The sequence below is a fragment of the Faecalibacterium hattorii genome, assembly GCF_003287455.1.
GTDB classification, from domain to species: domain Bacteria; phylum Bacillota; class Clostridia; order Oscillospirales; family Ruminococcaceae; genus Faecalibacterium; species Faecalibacterium hattorii.
Window position 1 is genome coordinate 140,327 of the sequence record NZ_PRLC01000004.1, and the last position, 16,371, is coordinate 156,697.

Annotated in this window: 14 protein-coding genes; 8 read left to right on the forward strand and 6 right to left on the reverse strand. The window is 59.8% G+C overall.

Going from position 1 to position 16,371, the window contains the following annotated elements:
* Positions 1-8 precede the first annotated feature (8 nt).
* From C4N23_RS04290 to C4N23_RS04315, 6 genes are all read right to left on the reverse strand, one after another.
* Entirely contained in the window at positions 9-896 is an 888-nt protein-coding gene (locus C4N23_RS04290) for an aldose 1-epimerase family protein (RefSeq protein WP_112144301.1), read from the reverse strand.
* An 18-nt stretch (positions 897-914) separates the two neighbouring features.
* Positions 915-1,877, reverse strand: a complete 963-nt coding sequence (locus C4N23_RS04295; protein ID WP_112144303.1) for a D-2-hydroxyacid dehydrogenase — start codon at positions 1,875-1,877, stop codon at positions 915-917.
* Positions 1,874-2,605 carry an NAD-dependent protein deacylase gene (locus C4N23_RS04300; protein ID WP_112144305.1) on the reverse strand — a complete coding sequence of 244 codons (732 nt, stop codon included), beginning with the start codon at positions 2,603-2,605 and terminating at the stop codon, positions 1,874-1,876. The genes C4N23_RS04295 and C4N23_RS04300 overlap by 4 nt, the downstream gene beginning before the upstream one ends.
* Positions 2,606-2,704: 99 nt before the next feature.
* Positions 2,705-3,598, reverse strand: a complete 894-nt coding sequence (locus tag C4N23_RS04305; RefSeq protein WP_112144307.1) for an NAD(P)H-hydrate dehydratase — start codon at positions 3,596-3,598, stop codon at positions 2,705-2,707.
* 153 nt (positions 3,599-3,751) lie between these two features.
* Entirely contained in the window at positions 3,752-6,352 is a 2,601-nt protein-coding gene (locus tag C4N23_RS04310) for a translation factor GTPase family protein (protein WP_112144309.1), read from the reverse strand.
* A 12-nt stretch (positions 6,353-6,364) separates the two neighbouring features.
* Entirely contained in the window at positions 6,365-6,793 is a 429-nt protein-coding gene (locus C4N23_RS04315; RefSeq protein WP_055189396.1) for a hypothetical protein, read from the reverse strand.
* Positions 6,794-7,165: 372 nt separating this feature from the next.
* Between C4N23_RS04315 and C4N23_RS04320 the strand changes: the two genes are divergently transcribed.
* The 8 genes from C4N23_RS04320 to C4N23_RS04355 all read left to right on the forward strand — a co-directional run bounded on the left by C4N23_RS04320 (position 7,166) and on the right by C4N23_RS04355 (position 16,344).
* Positions 7,166-9,193, forward strand: coding sequence for a peptide ABC transporter substrate-binding protein (locus C4N23_RS04320; RefSeq protein WP_112144311.1), 2,028 nt, complete (start codon positions 7,166-7,168; stop codon positions 9,191-9,193).
* Positions 9,194-9,656: 463 nt separating this feature from the next.
* The gene (locus tag C4N23_RS04325; protein ID WP_112144313.1) at positions 9,657-11,684 is read left to right on the forward strand and encodes an ABC transporter substrate-binding protein; all 2,028 of its coding nucleotides are present in this window, start codon (positions 9,657-9,659) and stop codon (positions 11,682-11,684) included.
* A 43-nt stretch (positions 11,685-11,727) separates the two neighbouring features.
* A complete protein-coding gene (locus C4N23_RS04330; protein WP_055189402.1) occupies positions 11,728-12,678 on the forward strand; it encodes an ABC transporter permease in 951 nt (316 codons plus the stop codon).
* Positions 12,678-13,619: an ABC transporter permease gene (locus C4N23_RS04335; RefSeq protein WP_055189404.1), complete on the forward strand. Its 942-nt coding sequence runs from the start codon at positions 12,678-12,680 to the stop codon at positions 13,617-13,619. Before C4N23_RS04330 ends, C4N23_RS04335 begins: the two co-directional genes overlap by 1 nt.
* Before the next feature lie 22 nt (positions 13,620-13,641).
* Entirely contained in the window at positions 13,642-14,697 is a 1,056-nt protein-coding gene (locus C4N23_RS04340) for an ABC transporter ATP-binding protein (RefSeq protein WP_055189406.1), read from the forward strand.
* Positions 14,690-15,631, forward strand: a complete 942-nt coding sequence (locus tag C4N23_RS04345) for an ATP-binding cassette domain-containing protein (RefSeq protein ID WP_055189408.1) — start codon at positions 14,690-14,692, stop codon at positions 15,629-15,631. Before C4N23_RS04340 ends, C4N23_RS04345 begins: the two co-directional genes overlap by 8 nt.
* 181 nt (positions 15,632-15,812) lie before the next feature.
* On the forward strand, positions 15,813-16,082 hold the full coding sequence (locus C4N23_RS04350; protein ID WP_070099971.1) for a type II toxin-antitoxin system RelB/DinJ family antitoxin: 270 nt from the start codon (positions 15,813-15,815) through the stop codon (positions 16,080-16,082).
* The gene (locus C4N23_RS04355; protein WP_112144316.1) at positions 16,075-16,344 is read left to right on the forward strand and encodes a Txe/YoeB family addiction module toxin; all 270 of its coding nucleotides are present in this window, start codon (positions 16,075-16,077) and stop codon (positions 16,342-16,344) included. The genes C4N23_RS04350 and C4N23_RS04355 overlap by 8 nt, the downstream gene beginning before the upstream one ends.
* Positions 16,345-16,371: the final 27 nt, after the last annotated feature.

Here is a 16,371-nt window from a genome sequence, read left to right on the forward strand (position 1 = left end):
CTTTGTTTTTATCGGTCAAACGTCGTGTTCAGAGTGGTGGCCCAACGCTGGCCGGGGGCAAGGCAGGCGGCAGCGGCCCGCTCGGTCCACTCCTGCGGGTCGGTCTCGGCACCGGGCAGGGACTGCCACGGCTCGATGCAGACGAAGCGGACGGGCTTCGCCGGAGCCGACCAGATGAGGGAGTAGGGGTAGCCCTGCACGTCGCAGACGATGCGGCGGCCGGTGTCTTTTTCGTAGATGCCCACGGTGCTGCTGCGCAGACCCGCCATGCAGAAGCTGTCGTTTGCAAACAGCTCATCGGTGAGCGGGATGGACGAGACGTTCTTCCACTGGTAGTAACACTTGCCGGAGAGCAACCCGTTGGGGCGGGCGTCGAGGATCATGGGGCTTTCGGGGCCGTCGAAGCGGAACTCGTAGTCGGTGGTGGTGTGGGCGCTGTCGAAGGGGATGTTGAAGGCCGGGTGGTAGCCGATGCCGAACCGCAGCTCCTCCGCGGCGTCGGCGGGGTTTTCCACGGTCAGGGTGTGGTGGACCGTCCTGCCCTCCAGCCGGAAGGTGCTGGTGAGGACGAAGTCAAAGGGGAAGCGCTGGGCCTTGGTGGCGGCGTCGGACCGCAGCTCCAGCTCGATGGTATCGCCCTCGGCGCGGAGCAGGGTGTGCTCCACGTCCCGCGCAAAGCCGTGCTGGCCGCCCTTGTAGGTCTTGCCGCCATGGGTGAAGGTGCCGCCGGGCAGCTTGCCCGTCCACGGGAAGAGGATGGGCGCATGGCGCTTCCAGACAGCCGGGTCGGCCTGCCAGAGCAGCTCCTCCCCCGCCGCATTTTTCAGGCTGACGGCCTCAGCGCCGTGGGTGTCCACGGTCAGGGTCAGGAATTCATTGTGGATGGTTGCCTGCATTGTTGTTCTCCTTTTCTGTTACCGGTTGACGATGTTCTCGCCGTTTCCGTCGAGGAAGGTGCGCAGGTTCCGGGTGGTGATGTCCATCAGGTTCTGCAGCGCTTCCTTGGTCGTCCATGCAATGTGTGGGGTGAGGATGGCGTGGGGTTCCTTCCGCAGGGGGCTTTCCTGCGGGAGCGGCTCAGTGCCAAAGGCATCGGCCCCATAGAAGCCCAGCAGATCGCTGCGAAGGGCGGCGGCGACGGCCTCTTCGTCCACCAAGGCCCCCCGTGCCGTGTTCAGCAGGATGGCCCCCGGCTTCATCCGGGCCAGCGCATCCGCGCTGATGAGCCCCCGCGTCTTTGGCGTCGCCGGGCAGTGAAGGCTGAGGACGTCGCTTTCCCGCAGCAGGGTGTCAAACTCCACGAACTCCACGCCGTCGGCGGAATACTCCGGCCGGACGGTGCGGGTGCAGACGAGGACCCGCATCCCGAAGGCCTTGGCGATGCGGGCGGTCTGGCGGCCGATGCTGCCGTAGCCGTAGACGCCGAAGGTCTTGCCGAACAGCTCCACTTGGGGCAGTAGCCCATAGCTTGCCGGGATATCCAACTGCCAGCAGCCATCCTTGACGGCGCGATCGTACCGCTCGGCGCACTGGCAGATGGCGAGGAGCAGACTGAAGGTCATCTGGGCGACGCTGTAGGTCGAGTAACCGGGCACGTTGGCGACGGCGACGCCGTGGCGGCGGCACGCCTCCAAGTCGAGATTGTCGGTGCCGGTGGCGATGATGCCCACGAACTTCAGGTTCGGACACTGGGCCAGAACCGCTTCGTCCATCCGGCACTTGTTGAGGAAGACCACCTCGGCGCCGCCGATGCGGGGCGCGATCTCCTCATAGGCCGTACGGACATAGCTGGTGGTGTCCGGGATGAGGGCCTTGACGCCCGACCAATCGAGGTCGCCCTCCTTCATGACATAGCTTTCGAGAATGACTGCTTTCATCCCACGTCCTCCAACTTCACATCTTCGCTGAGCACCTGCCCGATGGGCTTTGCGATGCACAGGTCGGCTTCTTCGTCGGCGGGGGTGGGCTGCATATTGATGACCACGAGGTGCCGCCCCCGGAAGTACCGCAGCAGACCCGCCGCCGGGTAGACCACCAAGCTGGTGCCGCCCACGATGAGGGTATCGGCCTTGCGGATGGCCTGTACCGCCCCGGAGACCACCTGCTCATCCAGCCCTTCCTCGTAGAGGACGACGTCCGGCTTGACGATGCCGCCGCAGTCCGGGCAGCGGGGCACACCGGTGCTGTTCGCAATGAAGTCTGCGTCAAAAAACTTTCCGCACTCGGTGCAGTAGTTGCGCAGGGTGCTGCCGTGGAGCTCGTAGACCGTTTTGGAACCGGCGGCCTGATGCAGCCCGTCGATGTTCTGGGTGACGACGGCTTTCAGTTTGCCCTCCCGTTCGAGCTTGGCCAGCCGCAGGTGGGCCGCGTTGGGCTTGGCCCCCTTGACGATGAGCTTATCGCGATAAAACCGATAGAATTCCTCCGGGCAGCGCTCCCAGAAGGTATGGCTGAGGATGGTTTCGGGTGGGTAGTCATATTTCTGATGATAGAGCCCGTCCACGCTCCGAAAATCCGGGATGCCGCTCTCGGTCGAAACGCCCGCGCCGCCAAAAAAGACCATGTTCTCGCTTTCGGAAATGATTTTTTCCAGTGCAGGAACCATAAACAAAAACGCCCCTTTCCAAACGAGTTTGTGCCAAGTCCAGTATAGCACAAATCCGGCGGAAAGGAAGCGTTTCGGTAGGAATCGTTTGGGAAAAGGTCAGCGGCCGTTGGCGGCGAAAAGGCCCCCCAGCTCGGCAAAGAGGTCGTGGGGGAGCATCCCGGCCTCGCCGTGCTTCGCGGCGGCGCAGTCCGCGGCGGCTCCGTGGAGATAGACCGCGCAGACGGCGGCCTCAAAGGCGGGCAGCTTACAGGCCAGCAGGGCGCTGGTCATGCCGGCCAGCACGTCCCCGCTGCCCCCGCGGGCTAAGCCGGGGTTGCCGGTGGGGTTCACCGCACACCGGCCATCCGGCGCGGCAATGACGGTGCGGGCCCCTTTCAGCACGACGACGGCATCCCACGCCTTTGCAAAGCGGAGGGCCGTACCCTCGCGGTCGGCGTTGATGTCCGCTGCCGAACATCCGGTCAGCCGAGCCATTTCGCCGGGGTGGGGCGTCAAGATCAAGTCCCCCTGCGGATGGGGCAGCTTCCCGGCCTGCAGCAGATCGGCGGCGGCGTTCAGGCCGTCGGCGTCCAGCACGGCGCTGCCCGCAAAGCCGGGCAGGAGCGTCCCCGCCAGCATCCGGGTCTCGGCGGCGCGGGCTGCGCTCTGGACCGTGTAACCGAGGCCGGGGCCCAGCAGCAGGACCGTCGCCTTCTGGCGCTGGATGCGGGGGATATTTTCGGGGGCGATGCCGCCCGCCGCGCCCGCTTCGCAGGGGCAGAGGCAGCACTCCGGCAGACGGGCCGACACCGCCGCCAGCACCGGTTCGACGCTGGCCAGCGTGACGATGCCCGCCCCGGTGCGCAGGGCCCCTTCCACGGCCAAGGCCGCAGCGCCCCGGTAGCTTGCGCTGCCCGCCACGGCCAGCACCGAACCGAAGGTGCCCTTGTGGCTGGAACGGGGGCGGGGAGGAATGGCACGCCAGACAAATTCTTCACTTGTAATCATCATTGCAGCGTTCTCCTTCGTACAACCTCTCAGTCGGGCTTGCGCCCGCCAGCTCCCCTAGTAGGGGAGCCTTTGGCATAAAGATGAACTAAAATCGGCTGCCAAGGCCTCCCCTCATTAGGGGAGGTGGCATCGCGTCAGCGATGACGGAGAGGTTTATACTTCTCCCTGTAAATATTTCCGGATCTCTTTCTCTGCCTCCTGCACTTCCTGATGGAACATGCGGGCGGAGACGCGGAGAGCACCATGGCCGAGGATGATGATCTGTTCCATGCCGTCCGAGGTGGCGACGCGGACCCGGCGGCCCTTGCCGATCTCGTGGGTGACATGCTCGATGAACATATCCGCCGTCTCGGCTTCCTTGGTGTAGACCACATGGATATTGTGGTACTGCTGGATGGTGCCGGGGCTGCCGGGCACCCGATAGGCGTCGAACACAAGGATGAGAACGCACTTTTTGAACCCCTGATAGTTGCACAGGATGTCCATCAGCTTTTTGCGGGCGGCTTCGAGGCTCTGTTTGGAAAGCTCGTTCAGCTCGTCCCACGCAAAGATGATGTTGTAGCCGTCCACCAGCAGGTATTCGGGGGCGATCTCCCACTGCTCGGCGTTGAAATCCGGGCGCTCGGTCTTTTGGGTCGGGCGGAACGCCGCCAGCGGGTCCCGCTTGATGGGCCCGTAGGTCTGCTCGAAAATTTTCAGCAGCTCGGCATCCTCTTCCAGCGTGGCACGGTAAGCGGCCATCCGGCGGGGACGGTTCTGGGCCGCTTCCTCGGCGGGGCGGGCGGTCTTGCCCCAGCCGCTGTCCACGTGCATATGGCTGCGTACCTGCTCCCACGGGACTACGAAGCCCGCGCCGTGGGCGCAGAAGACCGAATCCGCCGGGTTGTCGAGGTCGTGCTCCGGCTCGTAGCCCACGGCGGCGATGACTTCTTCGGCGTTGTGGCAGGGGCGGTAGCCGTCCAGACTCAGGTTCAGGTGTCCCCTGCCCCGCGTGTAGCCCACCACGTCCATGGGGTAGCTGCGCATGGTGGAGGCCGGGGCCGTTCCGGTCAGGGTGGTGGTCTGGCCGTCCGGGGCGGTCTGGGGCGGGTCGAAGCTGCCGCCCATCTGCTGAATGTCGTTCATGGCCCGGCCCACGTTTTCCGCCGGGAGCTCCAGCCGGAAGGCATACCACGGTTCGAGAAGCTGCGTTTTGTGGATCTGATCTGCCATCATCAAGCCCTGCCGCACGGCGCGGTAGGTAGCCTGACGGAAATCGCCGCCCTCGGTGTGCTTGAGGTGGGCACGGCCCGCGATGAGGGTGATCTTCACATCGGTCAGCGGGGCACCGGTCAACACGCCAAGGTGCTGCTTTTCTTCGAGGTGGGTCAGCACCAGCCGCTGCCAGTTCTTGTCCAGCACCTCTTCCCGGCAGTCGGCGTCGAACTGCATCCCGCTGCCGCGGGGCAGGGGTTCCAGCTTGAGGTGGACTTCCGCATAGTGGCGGAGGGGTTCGTAGTGGCCCACGCCCTCGATGGCCTCGGTGATCGTTTCCTTATATAAAATGCCGCCGGGGCCAAAGCTTACGTCCAGCCCGTAGCGCTGGGCCAGCAGACTTTTGAGCACTTCCAGTTGGATCTCGCCCATGAGCTGCACATGGATCTCGCCCAGCGTCTCGTTCCAGACGACGTGGAGCTGGGGTTCCTCTTCTTCGAGCCGGTGGAGCTTGCCGAGGGCGGCGTGAACGTCTGCCCCTTCCGGCAGCAGCACCTGATAGCTCAGCACCGGTTCGAGGACCGGCAGGTCGCCGTCCCGTTCGGCGCCAAGGCCCTCGCCGGGGCGGGCCTTGGTCAGGCCGGTGACGGCGCAGACCTGCCCCGGCCCGATGCGCTCGGCCAGCGCGTACTTTGCCCCCGAATACAGCCGCATCTGGTTGGCCTTTTCGGCCCACGGCTCACCGTCCGCTTCGCCGGTGAGCTGAGCCTTGACCTTCAGTTCCCCGCCAGTGACCCGGAGCCATGTCAGCCGAGCTCCCTGCTCATCCTGCGAGATCTTGAACACCTTTGCGCCGAAGGCTTCCAGCGCCGGGGCCGGGCGGGTGAAGCGGTCCAGCCCTTCCAGAAATTCGTCCACACCCTCCAGCCTGAGGGCCGCACCGAACCAGCAGGGAAAGACATGCCGCCGGGCGATGGCGGGGATGATGTCCGCATCGGTCAGGGTGCCCCGGTCAAGGACGGCCTCCATCAGCCGCTCGTCGCAGAGGGCCAGCGCCTCGTCGCGGGCGGCTTCCTCGGCCCCGAAGTCCACAAAGCCGTCGCCAAGACGGCGGTTGAGCTGTTCCAGCAGGGCTTCTTTTCCGGGGCCGGGCAGGTCCATCTTATTCACGAAAACAAAGGTCGGGATGCGGTAGCGCCGCAGCAGCCGCCAGAGCGTTTCGGTGTGGCTCTGGACGCCGTCGGTGCCGCTGATGACCAGCACCGCGTAGTCGAGCACTTGGAGCGTCCGCTCGGTCTCGGTGGAAAAATCCACATGGCCGGGGGTGTCCAGCAGGGTGAAGTCGGTGTTCCCTGCGCTCAGCAGGGCCTGTTTGGAGAAGATGGTGATGCCGCGGGCCTTTTCCAGCGCGTCGGTGTCCAGAAAGGCGTCCTTGTGGTCCACGCGGCCCAGCTTTCGGATGGCACCGGCGCGGTAGAGCATGGCTTCGGAGAGGGTGGTCTTGCCGGAGTCCACATGGGCGAGGATGCCCACCACCAGTTGTTTCCGATTCGTTTCCATGGCGCGCCCCCCTTACAAAAAGCTGACGCAGAGGGCGATGAGGATCAGCGGCAGCCCCAGCACCAGATTGGAGAGCATACTGCAATAGGTGCGTTCTTCCGGCTCCAGCTCCTCGAAGGAAACGATCTTTTCATCGGCGTAGTCGATGATGGAGCGGGTGGAGTGGAACTTTTTCTGTTTGCTCTGTCCCTTGAACTCTTCCAGCAGGTGATGGATGGTCAAGCCATCCAGCCGCATATAGTCGATCCACGCCCAGATCAGCAGCACCACCCCGCACAGAAAGCCCGGCGCTTCCCAGATGGTGAAGGTGCCGTCGCTGACATAGCGCTCCCACAGCAGCATCAGGACGGCTACGATGGACGTGCGGGTGACGGTCTTATATAAAACGGGGTGGAACAGATAGGGTTTGAACTTCGGGATGCGGGGGGTGTCGTTTTTCATGGTGTGCTCCTTATTTACAGACTCATTTTATTGTAACACGCTTTTGTGAAAAAAGATAGCAGAATCGTCCGCCCCGCAAAAACAGCAAACCTTTTTTCTTTTGAAGTCTGCTGTTTCAAACCAGCCGGGCAGTCTTTGGATTCTTTTGCAATTTCGGCGCAGTGCTTTTTTTGTGAAAGTTGTTATCACCCTTTTGTTTCCAATTTATCACTTCATCGCATTGACTTCTTTTCATTACAGTGCTAAAATACCCGAAGTGCGGTTTTTGTCCTCTCTGTGCATTTTTTCGGCTGGGGCGGACCACACTGGATTTAGGAATAGGAAAATGTGTACGGCCGTCTGCGCCGTGCAAGATCTGGGAGGATCTATCCAATGAGCATCAATTTTGAGTCTCACAAGCTCGACCGCCGCAGCTTCCTCAAGGGTGCCGGCATGGTCGGCGCAGCCAGTCTGCTGGCTGCATGCGGCGGCAGCTCCGACAAGGGCGGCAGCGCTTCCACCAGCGGTGCCGAGGCACCCAACTCCACCGGCGCTGTCCCGCTGAAGGAGTTCATCTCTTTTGAGAGCGGCAACCGTGAGCTGGAAAGCTGGAACATGCTGTACACTCAGAAGGCTGAGGACGCCAACGTCATCACCAACATCTGGGACGGTCTGCTGAGCTTTGACTGCTACGGCAAGGTCGCGCCCGCCATCGCTTCTTCTTGGGAGCACAACGACGATTCTACCGTCTGGACCTTCCACCTGCGGGACGATGTGGACTGGGTGGATGTCAACGGCGAGGTGAAGGATCACCTGACCAGCAAGGACTTCCTCGTTGGCTTCGAGTGGGTCATGAACGCCTACAAGAACGAGGCAAACAACACCTCCATGCCCAACGATACCGTGGCGGGCGCTGCCGATTACTACGAGCAGACCAAGGCCGCCGGTGACGCTGCCGCCGACATGACCTACGAGGACATGCTGGCTGCCGGTGTGGGCATCGAAGCTCCCGATGACTACACGCTGGTCTTCACCTGCAAGGATCCCTGCCCGTACTTCGACACCGTGGCCGCTTACAACAGCTTCTACCCGGTGGCTCCCGCTCTGCTCGACGAGCTGGGCATCGAGGGCTTCCGCGGCTGCGACAACACGACCATGTGGTACAATGGCCCGTATCTGATCGAGGAGTACATTCAGGGCAACACCAAGAGCTACATCCCCAACCCCAGCTACTACGACGCTGCCAACGTCAGCCGCTTTGAGCGCCTGACCATCACCATGATCTCCGACGGCACCATCAGCCTCCAGCTGTACCAGAACCGTGAGCTGGACGAGGTGGATCTGGGCGAGAGCAGCATCGCCACCATTCAGGCCGATCCTTCCAACGAATACAATCAGCAGATGTGCGAGAAACGCCCCAAGAAGTTCAGCTACTGCTTCATCTTCAACTACGACAAGCGCAAGACCGACGGCACCGCCGATGAGAACTGGAACAAGGCCATCGCCAACAAGGCATTCCGCCAGTGCTTCTCCAAGGGTCTGGAGCTGACCAAGTTCTTCTCCCGCTACAACCCCATCAACCCGCTGAAGTGCGAGAACGATTTCTTCACCATGAGCGGCCTGTGCTACACCTCTGACGGCACCGACTACACCTCTCTGGTGGCCAAGGAGATCGGCCTCGACGGTGAGAAGTACGACGGCCAGACCATGAAGCGTCTGCGCGCCAACAACGGCGACATCACCGACCTGAAGAAGCAGGCCATGGAGGAGCTCTCCGCCATCGGCGTCACCTTCCCGGTGCACTGCTCCTATTATATCTTGGCCGGTTCCACCACTGCTCTGGACAGCGCGACCGTCCTGAAGCAGTGCTTCACCGACAGCTTCGGCGATGACTTCATCGTGCTGGACATCGAGACCTTCGTCTCCTCCACCATGAAGGAGGTCGTGGCACCCAAGCTGCAGAGCTTCGTCCACATGGGCTGGGGCGCGGACTTCGGCGATCCCATCAACTTCCTGACCCAGATCATCGTCCACGACGACAATGCTTACTACAGCTGCAACATGACCAACATCGAGGGCATCGTGGAGAACGGCCCCGCTGATTATCAGCAGGAGCTGGTGGATGCTTACGAGCAGTTCACCGATCTGGTCAACGAGGGCCGCGCCATCGTCAACGACACCGACGCGCGCTACGCCGCCTTCGCAAAGGCTGAGGCCTACTTCCTTGAGGAGAACCTGATCTTCCCCACCGTCTACGATGTGACTTGGTGCCTGACCCACGCCAACGAGTACAGCAAGATCAACGCCATGTACGGCCCCTGCAACTACAAGGCGATCAACTGGGAGACCAGCGAAGAGGCTTACACCACCGAGCAGTACGAAGCGTTCGCCGCTGCCTTCGATGCTGCCACCAAGGGCTGATCTTTTCCCTCGGCTCGTTTTATGAAGTGATCTTTCCCCGGCGGGAGCTGTTCGCAAAGCGGATGGCTTCCGCTCTTTTATTATGTAAAGCATTTCGCACCTGTTCGTTTATGGAGAACAATTTCGGTTGTTTTGTTTTTCAAAAGCAGTGTTAAACTTTCTGCATCCTTTTCCAGACAAAAACAAATATATTTCATCATTTCCCACAGTCTGTCTTTCTTTTTTGAACAGCTTCCTGTCCACACTCCATTGACAGCTTATTCTTTTAATGGTATAATCACCAGTGTGTTAAGGTTTTGCGGGGGGAGCACAGGCACAGACAGAGGGGTCTGTATCTGCGCTCCTTTGTATTCCCCAGCAGTACAGAGAATGCAGACCCCCCGTGAAGGAGTGGGAAATAAGCAGGACAACCTGTCCTGCACCATGCACCGAAGCACGGAAATTATTTAGGGAGGATAACACAATGAACATCAATCACGAGTCTCATGCAATCAGCCGCCGCAGCTTTCTGAAGGCTTCCGGCGTCGTTGGTGCCGCCGGCATTCTGGCAGCCTGTGGCGGTAGCTCCAGCAGCTCCACCGCTGCTTCCTCTGGTGCAACCAGCGCCCCCAACACCACCGGCGCTGCCCCGCTGAAGGAGTTCATCTCTTGGGAGGCCACCAACCGTGAACTGGAGAGCTGGAACATGCTGTACACCCAGATGGCTTCCGATATGAATGTCACCACGAACCTGTGGGAGGGTCTGCTGAGCTTTGACTGCTACGGCAAGGCTGTGCCCTCCGTGGCAAAGGAGTGGAGCCACAACGACGACTCCTCCGTCTGGACCTTCAACCTGCGCGACGATGTGGATTGGGTGGACGTCAACGGCGAGGTCAAGGCTCACCTGACCAGCAAGGACTTCCTCGTGGGTCTGGAGTGGGTGCTGAACGCTGCCAAGAATCAGGCCAACAACACCTCCATGCCCAACGAGACTCTGGTGGGCGCTGCTGACTACTACCAGAAGACCAGCGACATGGGCGACGCTGCTGCCGACCTGACCTACGAAGATATGCTGGCTGCCGGTGTGGGCGTCGAGGCTCCCGATGATTACACCCTCGTCTTCACCTGCAAGGCTCCCTGCCCGTACTTTGATACCGTGGCGGCCTACACCAGCTTCTACCCCGTCTCTGAGGACCTGATCACCGAGCTGGGCATCGAGGGCTTCCGTGCTTGCGACTACACCAACATGTGGTACAACGGCCCGTATGTGGTGGAGGAGTTCATCAGCCAGAACACCAAGAGCTACATCCCCAACCCCAACTACTATGGTGCAAACGATGTGTCCCGCTTCGACCGCTTCACCGTCACCATGATCAGCGACGGCACCGTCACCTTCCAGCTGTACCAGAACCGTGAGCTGGACGAGATGGATGTGGGCGAGAGCACCCTGACCACCATCCAGGCCGATCCCAACAGCGAGTACAATGCTCAGCTCTGCGAGAAGCGCCCCAAGAAGTACAGCTACCAGATGCACTTCAACTATCAGAAGAACAACGATGACGGCACCCCCGATGACAACTGGAACAAGGCTATCGCCAACACCGCCTTCCGTCAGTGCTTCTACAAGGGTCTGGAGCTGACCAACTGGTATGCACGTACCAACAAGATCAACCCCCTGAAGTGCGAGAACGACTACTACACCATGCCGGGTGTCTGCTATAATACCAAGGGTCAGGAGTACAGCACTCTGGTGGCCAAGGAGATGGGCTTCGACAAGGAGTCTTATGACGGCAAGACCATGATCCGTCTGCGCGCCAACAACGGCGACATCGCGGACCTGAAGAAGCAGGCTATGGACGAGCTGAGCGCCATCGGCGTCACCTTCCCCGTCCACGCTGCTTACTACATCATCGCCGGCAACTCCACCGCTCTGGACAGCGCAACCGTGCTGAAGCAGTGCTTCACCGACAGCTTCGGCGATGACTTCATCGTGCTGGACATCAAGACCTACGTTTCTTCCCTCACGCAGGAAGTCCGCAATCCTCAGGTGCAGAGCTTCGTCATCAACGGCTGGGGCGCTGACTTCGGCGACCCTGTCAACTTCGTTGGTCAGGAGATCCTGCACGACGACAATGCTTACTACAGCTGGTACTACTCCAACATCGCCAAGATCGTGGAGGCCGGCCCCGCTGACTGGCAGAAGGATCTGGTCGCTGCTTACGAGGAGTTCACCGATCTGGTCAACACCGCAAAGGCCATCGTTGATGATACCGATGCCCGTTACGCCGCCTTCGCAAAGGCTGAGGCCTGCATGCTGAACAACGTTCTGGCCTGCCCCTGCTACTTCGATGTGTCCTGGACTCTGACCCACGCCAACGAGTACAGCAAGATCAACGCCATGTACGGCCCCTGCAACTACAAGGCTGTCAACTGGGAGACCAGCGAAGAGCCTTACACCACCGAGCAGTACGAGGAGTTCGCTGCTGCCTTCGATGCTGCCACCAAGGCCTGAGTTTTCCACCGCACCCCAAAATAAAAGTTAAAGGTTCGATAACATGTTAAAATACACGGTTAAGCGGCTGCTCCAGTCGCTTGTCACAATCTTTTTGATCGCAACAGCCGTCTTTTTGATGATGCGCTGTCTGCCGACGGACTACTACTTCACTGAGGAACAGCTCATGAAGTTCACCGATCAGCAGAAGACCGCCGCTCTGGAAGCGGCCGGCCTGACCGACCCCATCCCCACCCAGCTGATCAAGTTCTACAACGATCTGCTGCATCTGGACTTCGGCACGTCCCGCCGTATCCAAAACGGTGCACCGGTGGTCAAGGTCATCGGCAAAAAGTTCGGCGTCTCGATGCGTCTGGGCCTCACGGCGTCCGCCATCTCTCTGGTGCTGGGCGTTCTGATGGGCATCCTTCAGGCGGCATTCAAGGACAAGGTATTTGACTGGATCGGCACGGCTTACACCGTGTTCGTCAATGCGGTCCCCTCGCTGGTGTCCTATTCTCTGGTGCTGGTGCTGGGCTCCAAGTATCTGGGCTTCCCCACGCTGTACTCCACCCGCAATGTGAGCGCGTCCAGCGTGCTGCCCATCACCTGCTTGTCGCTGGCATCCATCGCGGGCTACGCCCTGTGGACCCGCCGCTACATGGTGGATGAGCTGACCCGCGACTACATCAAGCTGGCGCGTGTCAAGGGCCTGAGCTCCCGCGAGATCATGTTCAAGCACGTTCTGCGCAACGCCATGGTCCCCATGGTGCAGTATATCCCCCAGTCCATCCTGCTGACGGTAGGCGGCTCCCTGCTGATGGAGCGCTTCTTCTCCGTCCCCGGCATGGGCCCCCTGCTGACCGACGCCATCCAGCGTTATGACCTGAACGTCGTGCAGACGCTGGTCATCCTGTATGCCGTTCTGGGCATCGTGGGCGTTTTCTTGGGCGATGTGCTGATGATGGTCGTTGACCCCCGTATCACTCTGACTGGAAAGGAGGAAGCTCGCTGATGGCTAAGGCATCTGATTTTGAGGGTAAGAAGCAGGACGAACTGTTCTACTTCGTGGAATACTCTCCGGAAGAGGCTGAGCGCATCGGCTATTCCAACTATTCCTACTGGGGTTCTGTCATCCAGAACTTCCTCAAGCAGAAGGTCGCTGTCTTCTGCCTGATCCTGTTCTTGGCGCTGACGGTCTTTTCCTTTATCGCACTGGCCATCGGCAAGTACGATTACACGGGCCTGATCTCGGATACGAGCAAGGCGTTCATCAAGCCGAACAGCGAATACTGGTTCGGTACCGACAACCTCGGCCGCGACTACTGGTGCCAAGTGTGGTACGCCACGCAGGTGTCCATCCGTCTGGCTCTGGTCGTCGCCGTTGGCGAGAGCATCGTCGGCGTCATCTTTGGCCTAATCTGGGGCTATGTCCGCAGCTTGGACCGTTTCTTCACGGAGCTGTACAACCTGATCGATAACGTGCCCTACATCATCTATATGACCCTGATCGCCCTGATGGTCGGTCAGAGCTTCTGGATCATGGCAATTTCGATGATCGCGATCAACTGGCTGTCCATGGCACGCCGTGTCCGCAACATGGTCTTCATGTTCCGTGACCGCGAGTACAACCTCGCGTCCCGCTGCCTCGGTACCCCGTTGTGGCGTGTTCTGACCAAGAACATCCTGCCGTATCTGGTCTCTGTCATCATCCTGCGCATGGCGCTTTCCATCCCCGGCACCATCAATCTGGAGTCTACGCTGTCCTACCTCGGCCTCGGCCTTGGCATCGATACTCCGTCGCTGGGCCTGATCCTGAGCAAGGTGCGCGGCTTCTTCCTCGATTACCCGTACCTGCTGGTCTTCCCTGCATCCATCGTGTCCATCATCTCGATCTCGTTCTACATCATGGGCAACGCTTTGTCGGATGCGGCAGACCCGCGCAACCACGTTTGATAGATTGGAGAGAGAAACGTAAATGGATAGACAACCGATTATCTCTGCCAAAGACGTGGAGATCACTTTTAGTCTGCGCGGACGCAAGCTGAACGCCATCCGCAAGTGCTCGCTGGATCTGTACGACGGCGAGACCCTTGCCATCGTGGGCGAGTCCGGTTCGGGCAAGTCCGTATTCACCAAGACCTTCGTGGGCATGCTGGACGCCAACGGTTCCATCACCGGCGGCTCCATCCTGTTCGAGGGCCGCGACATGACCAAGTTCACCGAAAAGGATTGGCTGGGCGTGCGCGGCAAGAAGATCGCCATGGTCATGCAGGACCCGATGACCAGCCTGAACCCGCTGAAGAAGATCGGCAAGCAGATTCAGGAGAGCATCGAGCACCATCAGGGCCTGAAGGGTGAGGCCGCCAAGAAGGCGGCCATCGAGATGCTGGCCAAGGTCGGCATCCCTGACCCGGAGCGCCGCTATGACCAGTACCCCCACGAGTTTTCCGGCGGTATGCGCCAGCGTGTCGTCATCGCCATTGCAGCGGCTTGCCGCCCGCAGGTGCTGATCTGCGACGAGCCCACCACTGCGCTGGACGTGACCATTCAGGCACAGATCCTGCAGCTGATCCGTGATCTGCAGAAGGAGCTGGGCATGTCGGTCATCTACATCACCCACGACCTTGGCGTTGTGGCGAATGTGGCCGACCGTGTGGCTGTTATGTACGCCGGTCAGATCGTGGAGTACGGCACCGTGGAGGAGATCTTCTACGACGCTTGGCACCCCTACACTTGGGCACTGCTTCAGGCGCTGCCCCAGCTGGGCACCAAGGGTGAGAGCCTCCCCACCGTGGACGGCACTCCCCCGAACCTGTTCAACGAGATCAAGGGCGATGCCTTCGCCCCCCGCAACAAGCATGCGCTGGCCATCGACTTCGTGGCAGAACCTCCATTCTTCCAAGTGTCCGAGACCCACGCAGCAAAGACTTGGTATCTGGACCCGCGCGCGCCCAAGATCGAGCGTCCGCACTCCATCCAGAACCTTCGTGAGAAAATGGGAAAGATGGGAGGTTCCAACTTAAATGGCTGAACGTGAAAAGCTGATTGAGCTGAAAGACCTTCAGATCACCTTTGGCTCCGGCAAAAAGAAATTCGTCGCAGTGGATCATGTCAATTTCGACATCTACAAGGGCGAGACCTTCTCGCTGGTCGGCGAGTCCGGCTCCGGCAAGACCACCATTGGCCGTGCCATCTGCCGCATCAACCCGACTTCCGGCGGCGACATCTTCTTCAAAGGCCAGAAGATCAATGGCCATATCTCCAAGGAGCTGGACAAGGAAGTCATCCGCAAGATCCAGATGATCTTCCAAGACCCCATGGCTTCCCTGAACGAGCGCGCCAAGGTCGAGTACATCGTGGCCGAGGGTCTGCTGAACCACCACCTGTACAAAGATCAGGAGGACCTGCACAACAAGGTCATGGATGCGCTGCACGAAGTCGGCTTGCTGCCGGAGTTCGCTTCCCGCTTCCCGCACGAATTCTCCGGCGGCCAGCGCCAGCGTATCGGCATTGCACGCGCTCTGGTCATGCAGCCGGAGTTCATCGTGGCCGACGAGCCCATCTCGGCTCTGGACGTCTCCATCCGTGCACAGGTGCTGAACCTGCTGAACACGATGAAGAAGAGCCGCGGCCTGACTTACCTGTTCATCGCCCACGACCTGTCGGTGGTTCGGTTCATCTCGGACCGCATCGCCGTCATCAGCAAGGGACGCATCGTGGAGCTGGCTGAGGCGGAGGAGCTGTTCCTCCATCCGCTGCACCCCTACACCAAAGCCCTGCTGAGCGCCGTTCCCATCCCCGACCCCGCACTGGAGAAGAACAAGAAGCTGCTTGTTTATGATCCGTCCGTGCACGATTACAGCGTGGATAAGCCGGTCTGGGAAGAGATCGCCAACGGACACTTCGTCTATGGCAACCAGCGTGAGCTGGAAGGCTACCGCAAGGAATACGAAAGCCAGCTCTAAGCTGAACCGCTTTCCGGTATTTTAACACAAATGCCCCGCCGCTTGAGGGAACCCTCAGCGGCGGGGTTTTGTGTTGTAACAGAATCGGGAAGATTTTGTAAATTGTGTTTCATCTGCTTGCAAACTGTACACAATAGCATTATAATAAAGGCAGATAGAACACAGAAAGGAGCTGTTCTCTATGGCACAAGCAACACTGACCGCCCGCGTGGACGCAGCGGATAAGATCAATTTTGATGCGTTCTGCTCCAACGTCGGCCTCAATACCTCCACTGCGATCAATCTATTCGTGAAAGCTGTCCTTCGTGAAAACCGCATTCCCTTCGAGATTACCCAGAACCAAGACCCCTTCTACTCAGACGCCAACATGGCACATGTAAAAAAATCGGTTCAGGAGCTCCGCTCCGGAAAAGGAACGGCCCATGAGCTGATCGAGGTTGAGGATGAGTGAAAAGATCTGGTCCGATGAAGCATGGGAAGATTATCTCTATTGGCAGCTTCAGGACAAGAAAACACTGAAGCGGATCAACCAGCTTATCAAGGATATCGAGCGCAATGGTTGCCTTGAGGGCATTGGTAATCCAGAAGCCTTACGGGGTGACCTGCAGGGCGAATTCAGCCGCCGCATCGACGAGAAAAATCGCTTGGTCTATCATATTGAAAATGGCCGTATTTTTATCGCACAGTGCCGCGGCCACTATGACGACAAATAAAGATATCCCGGCCAACATAAAAGCGCC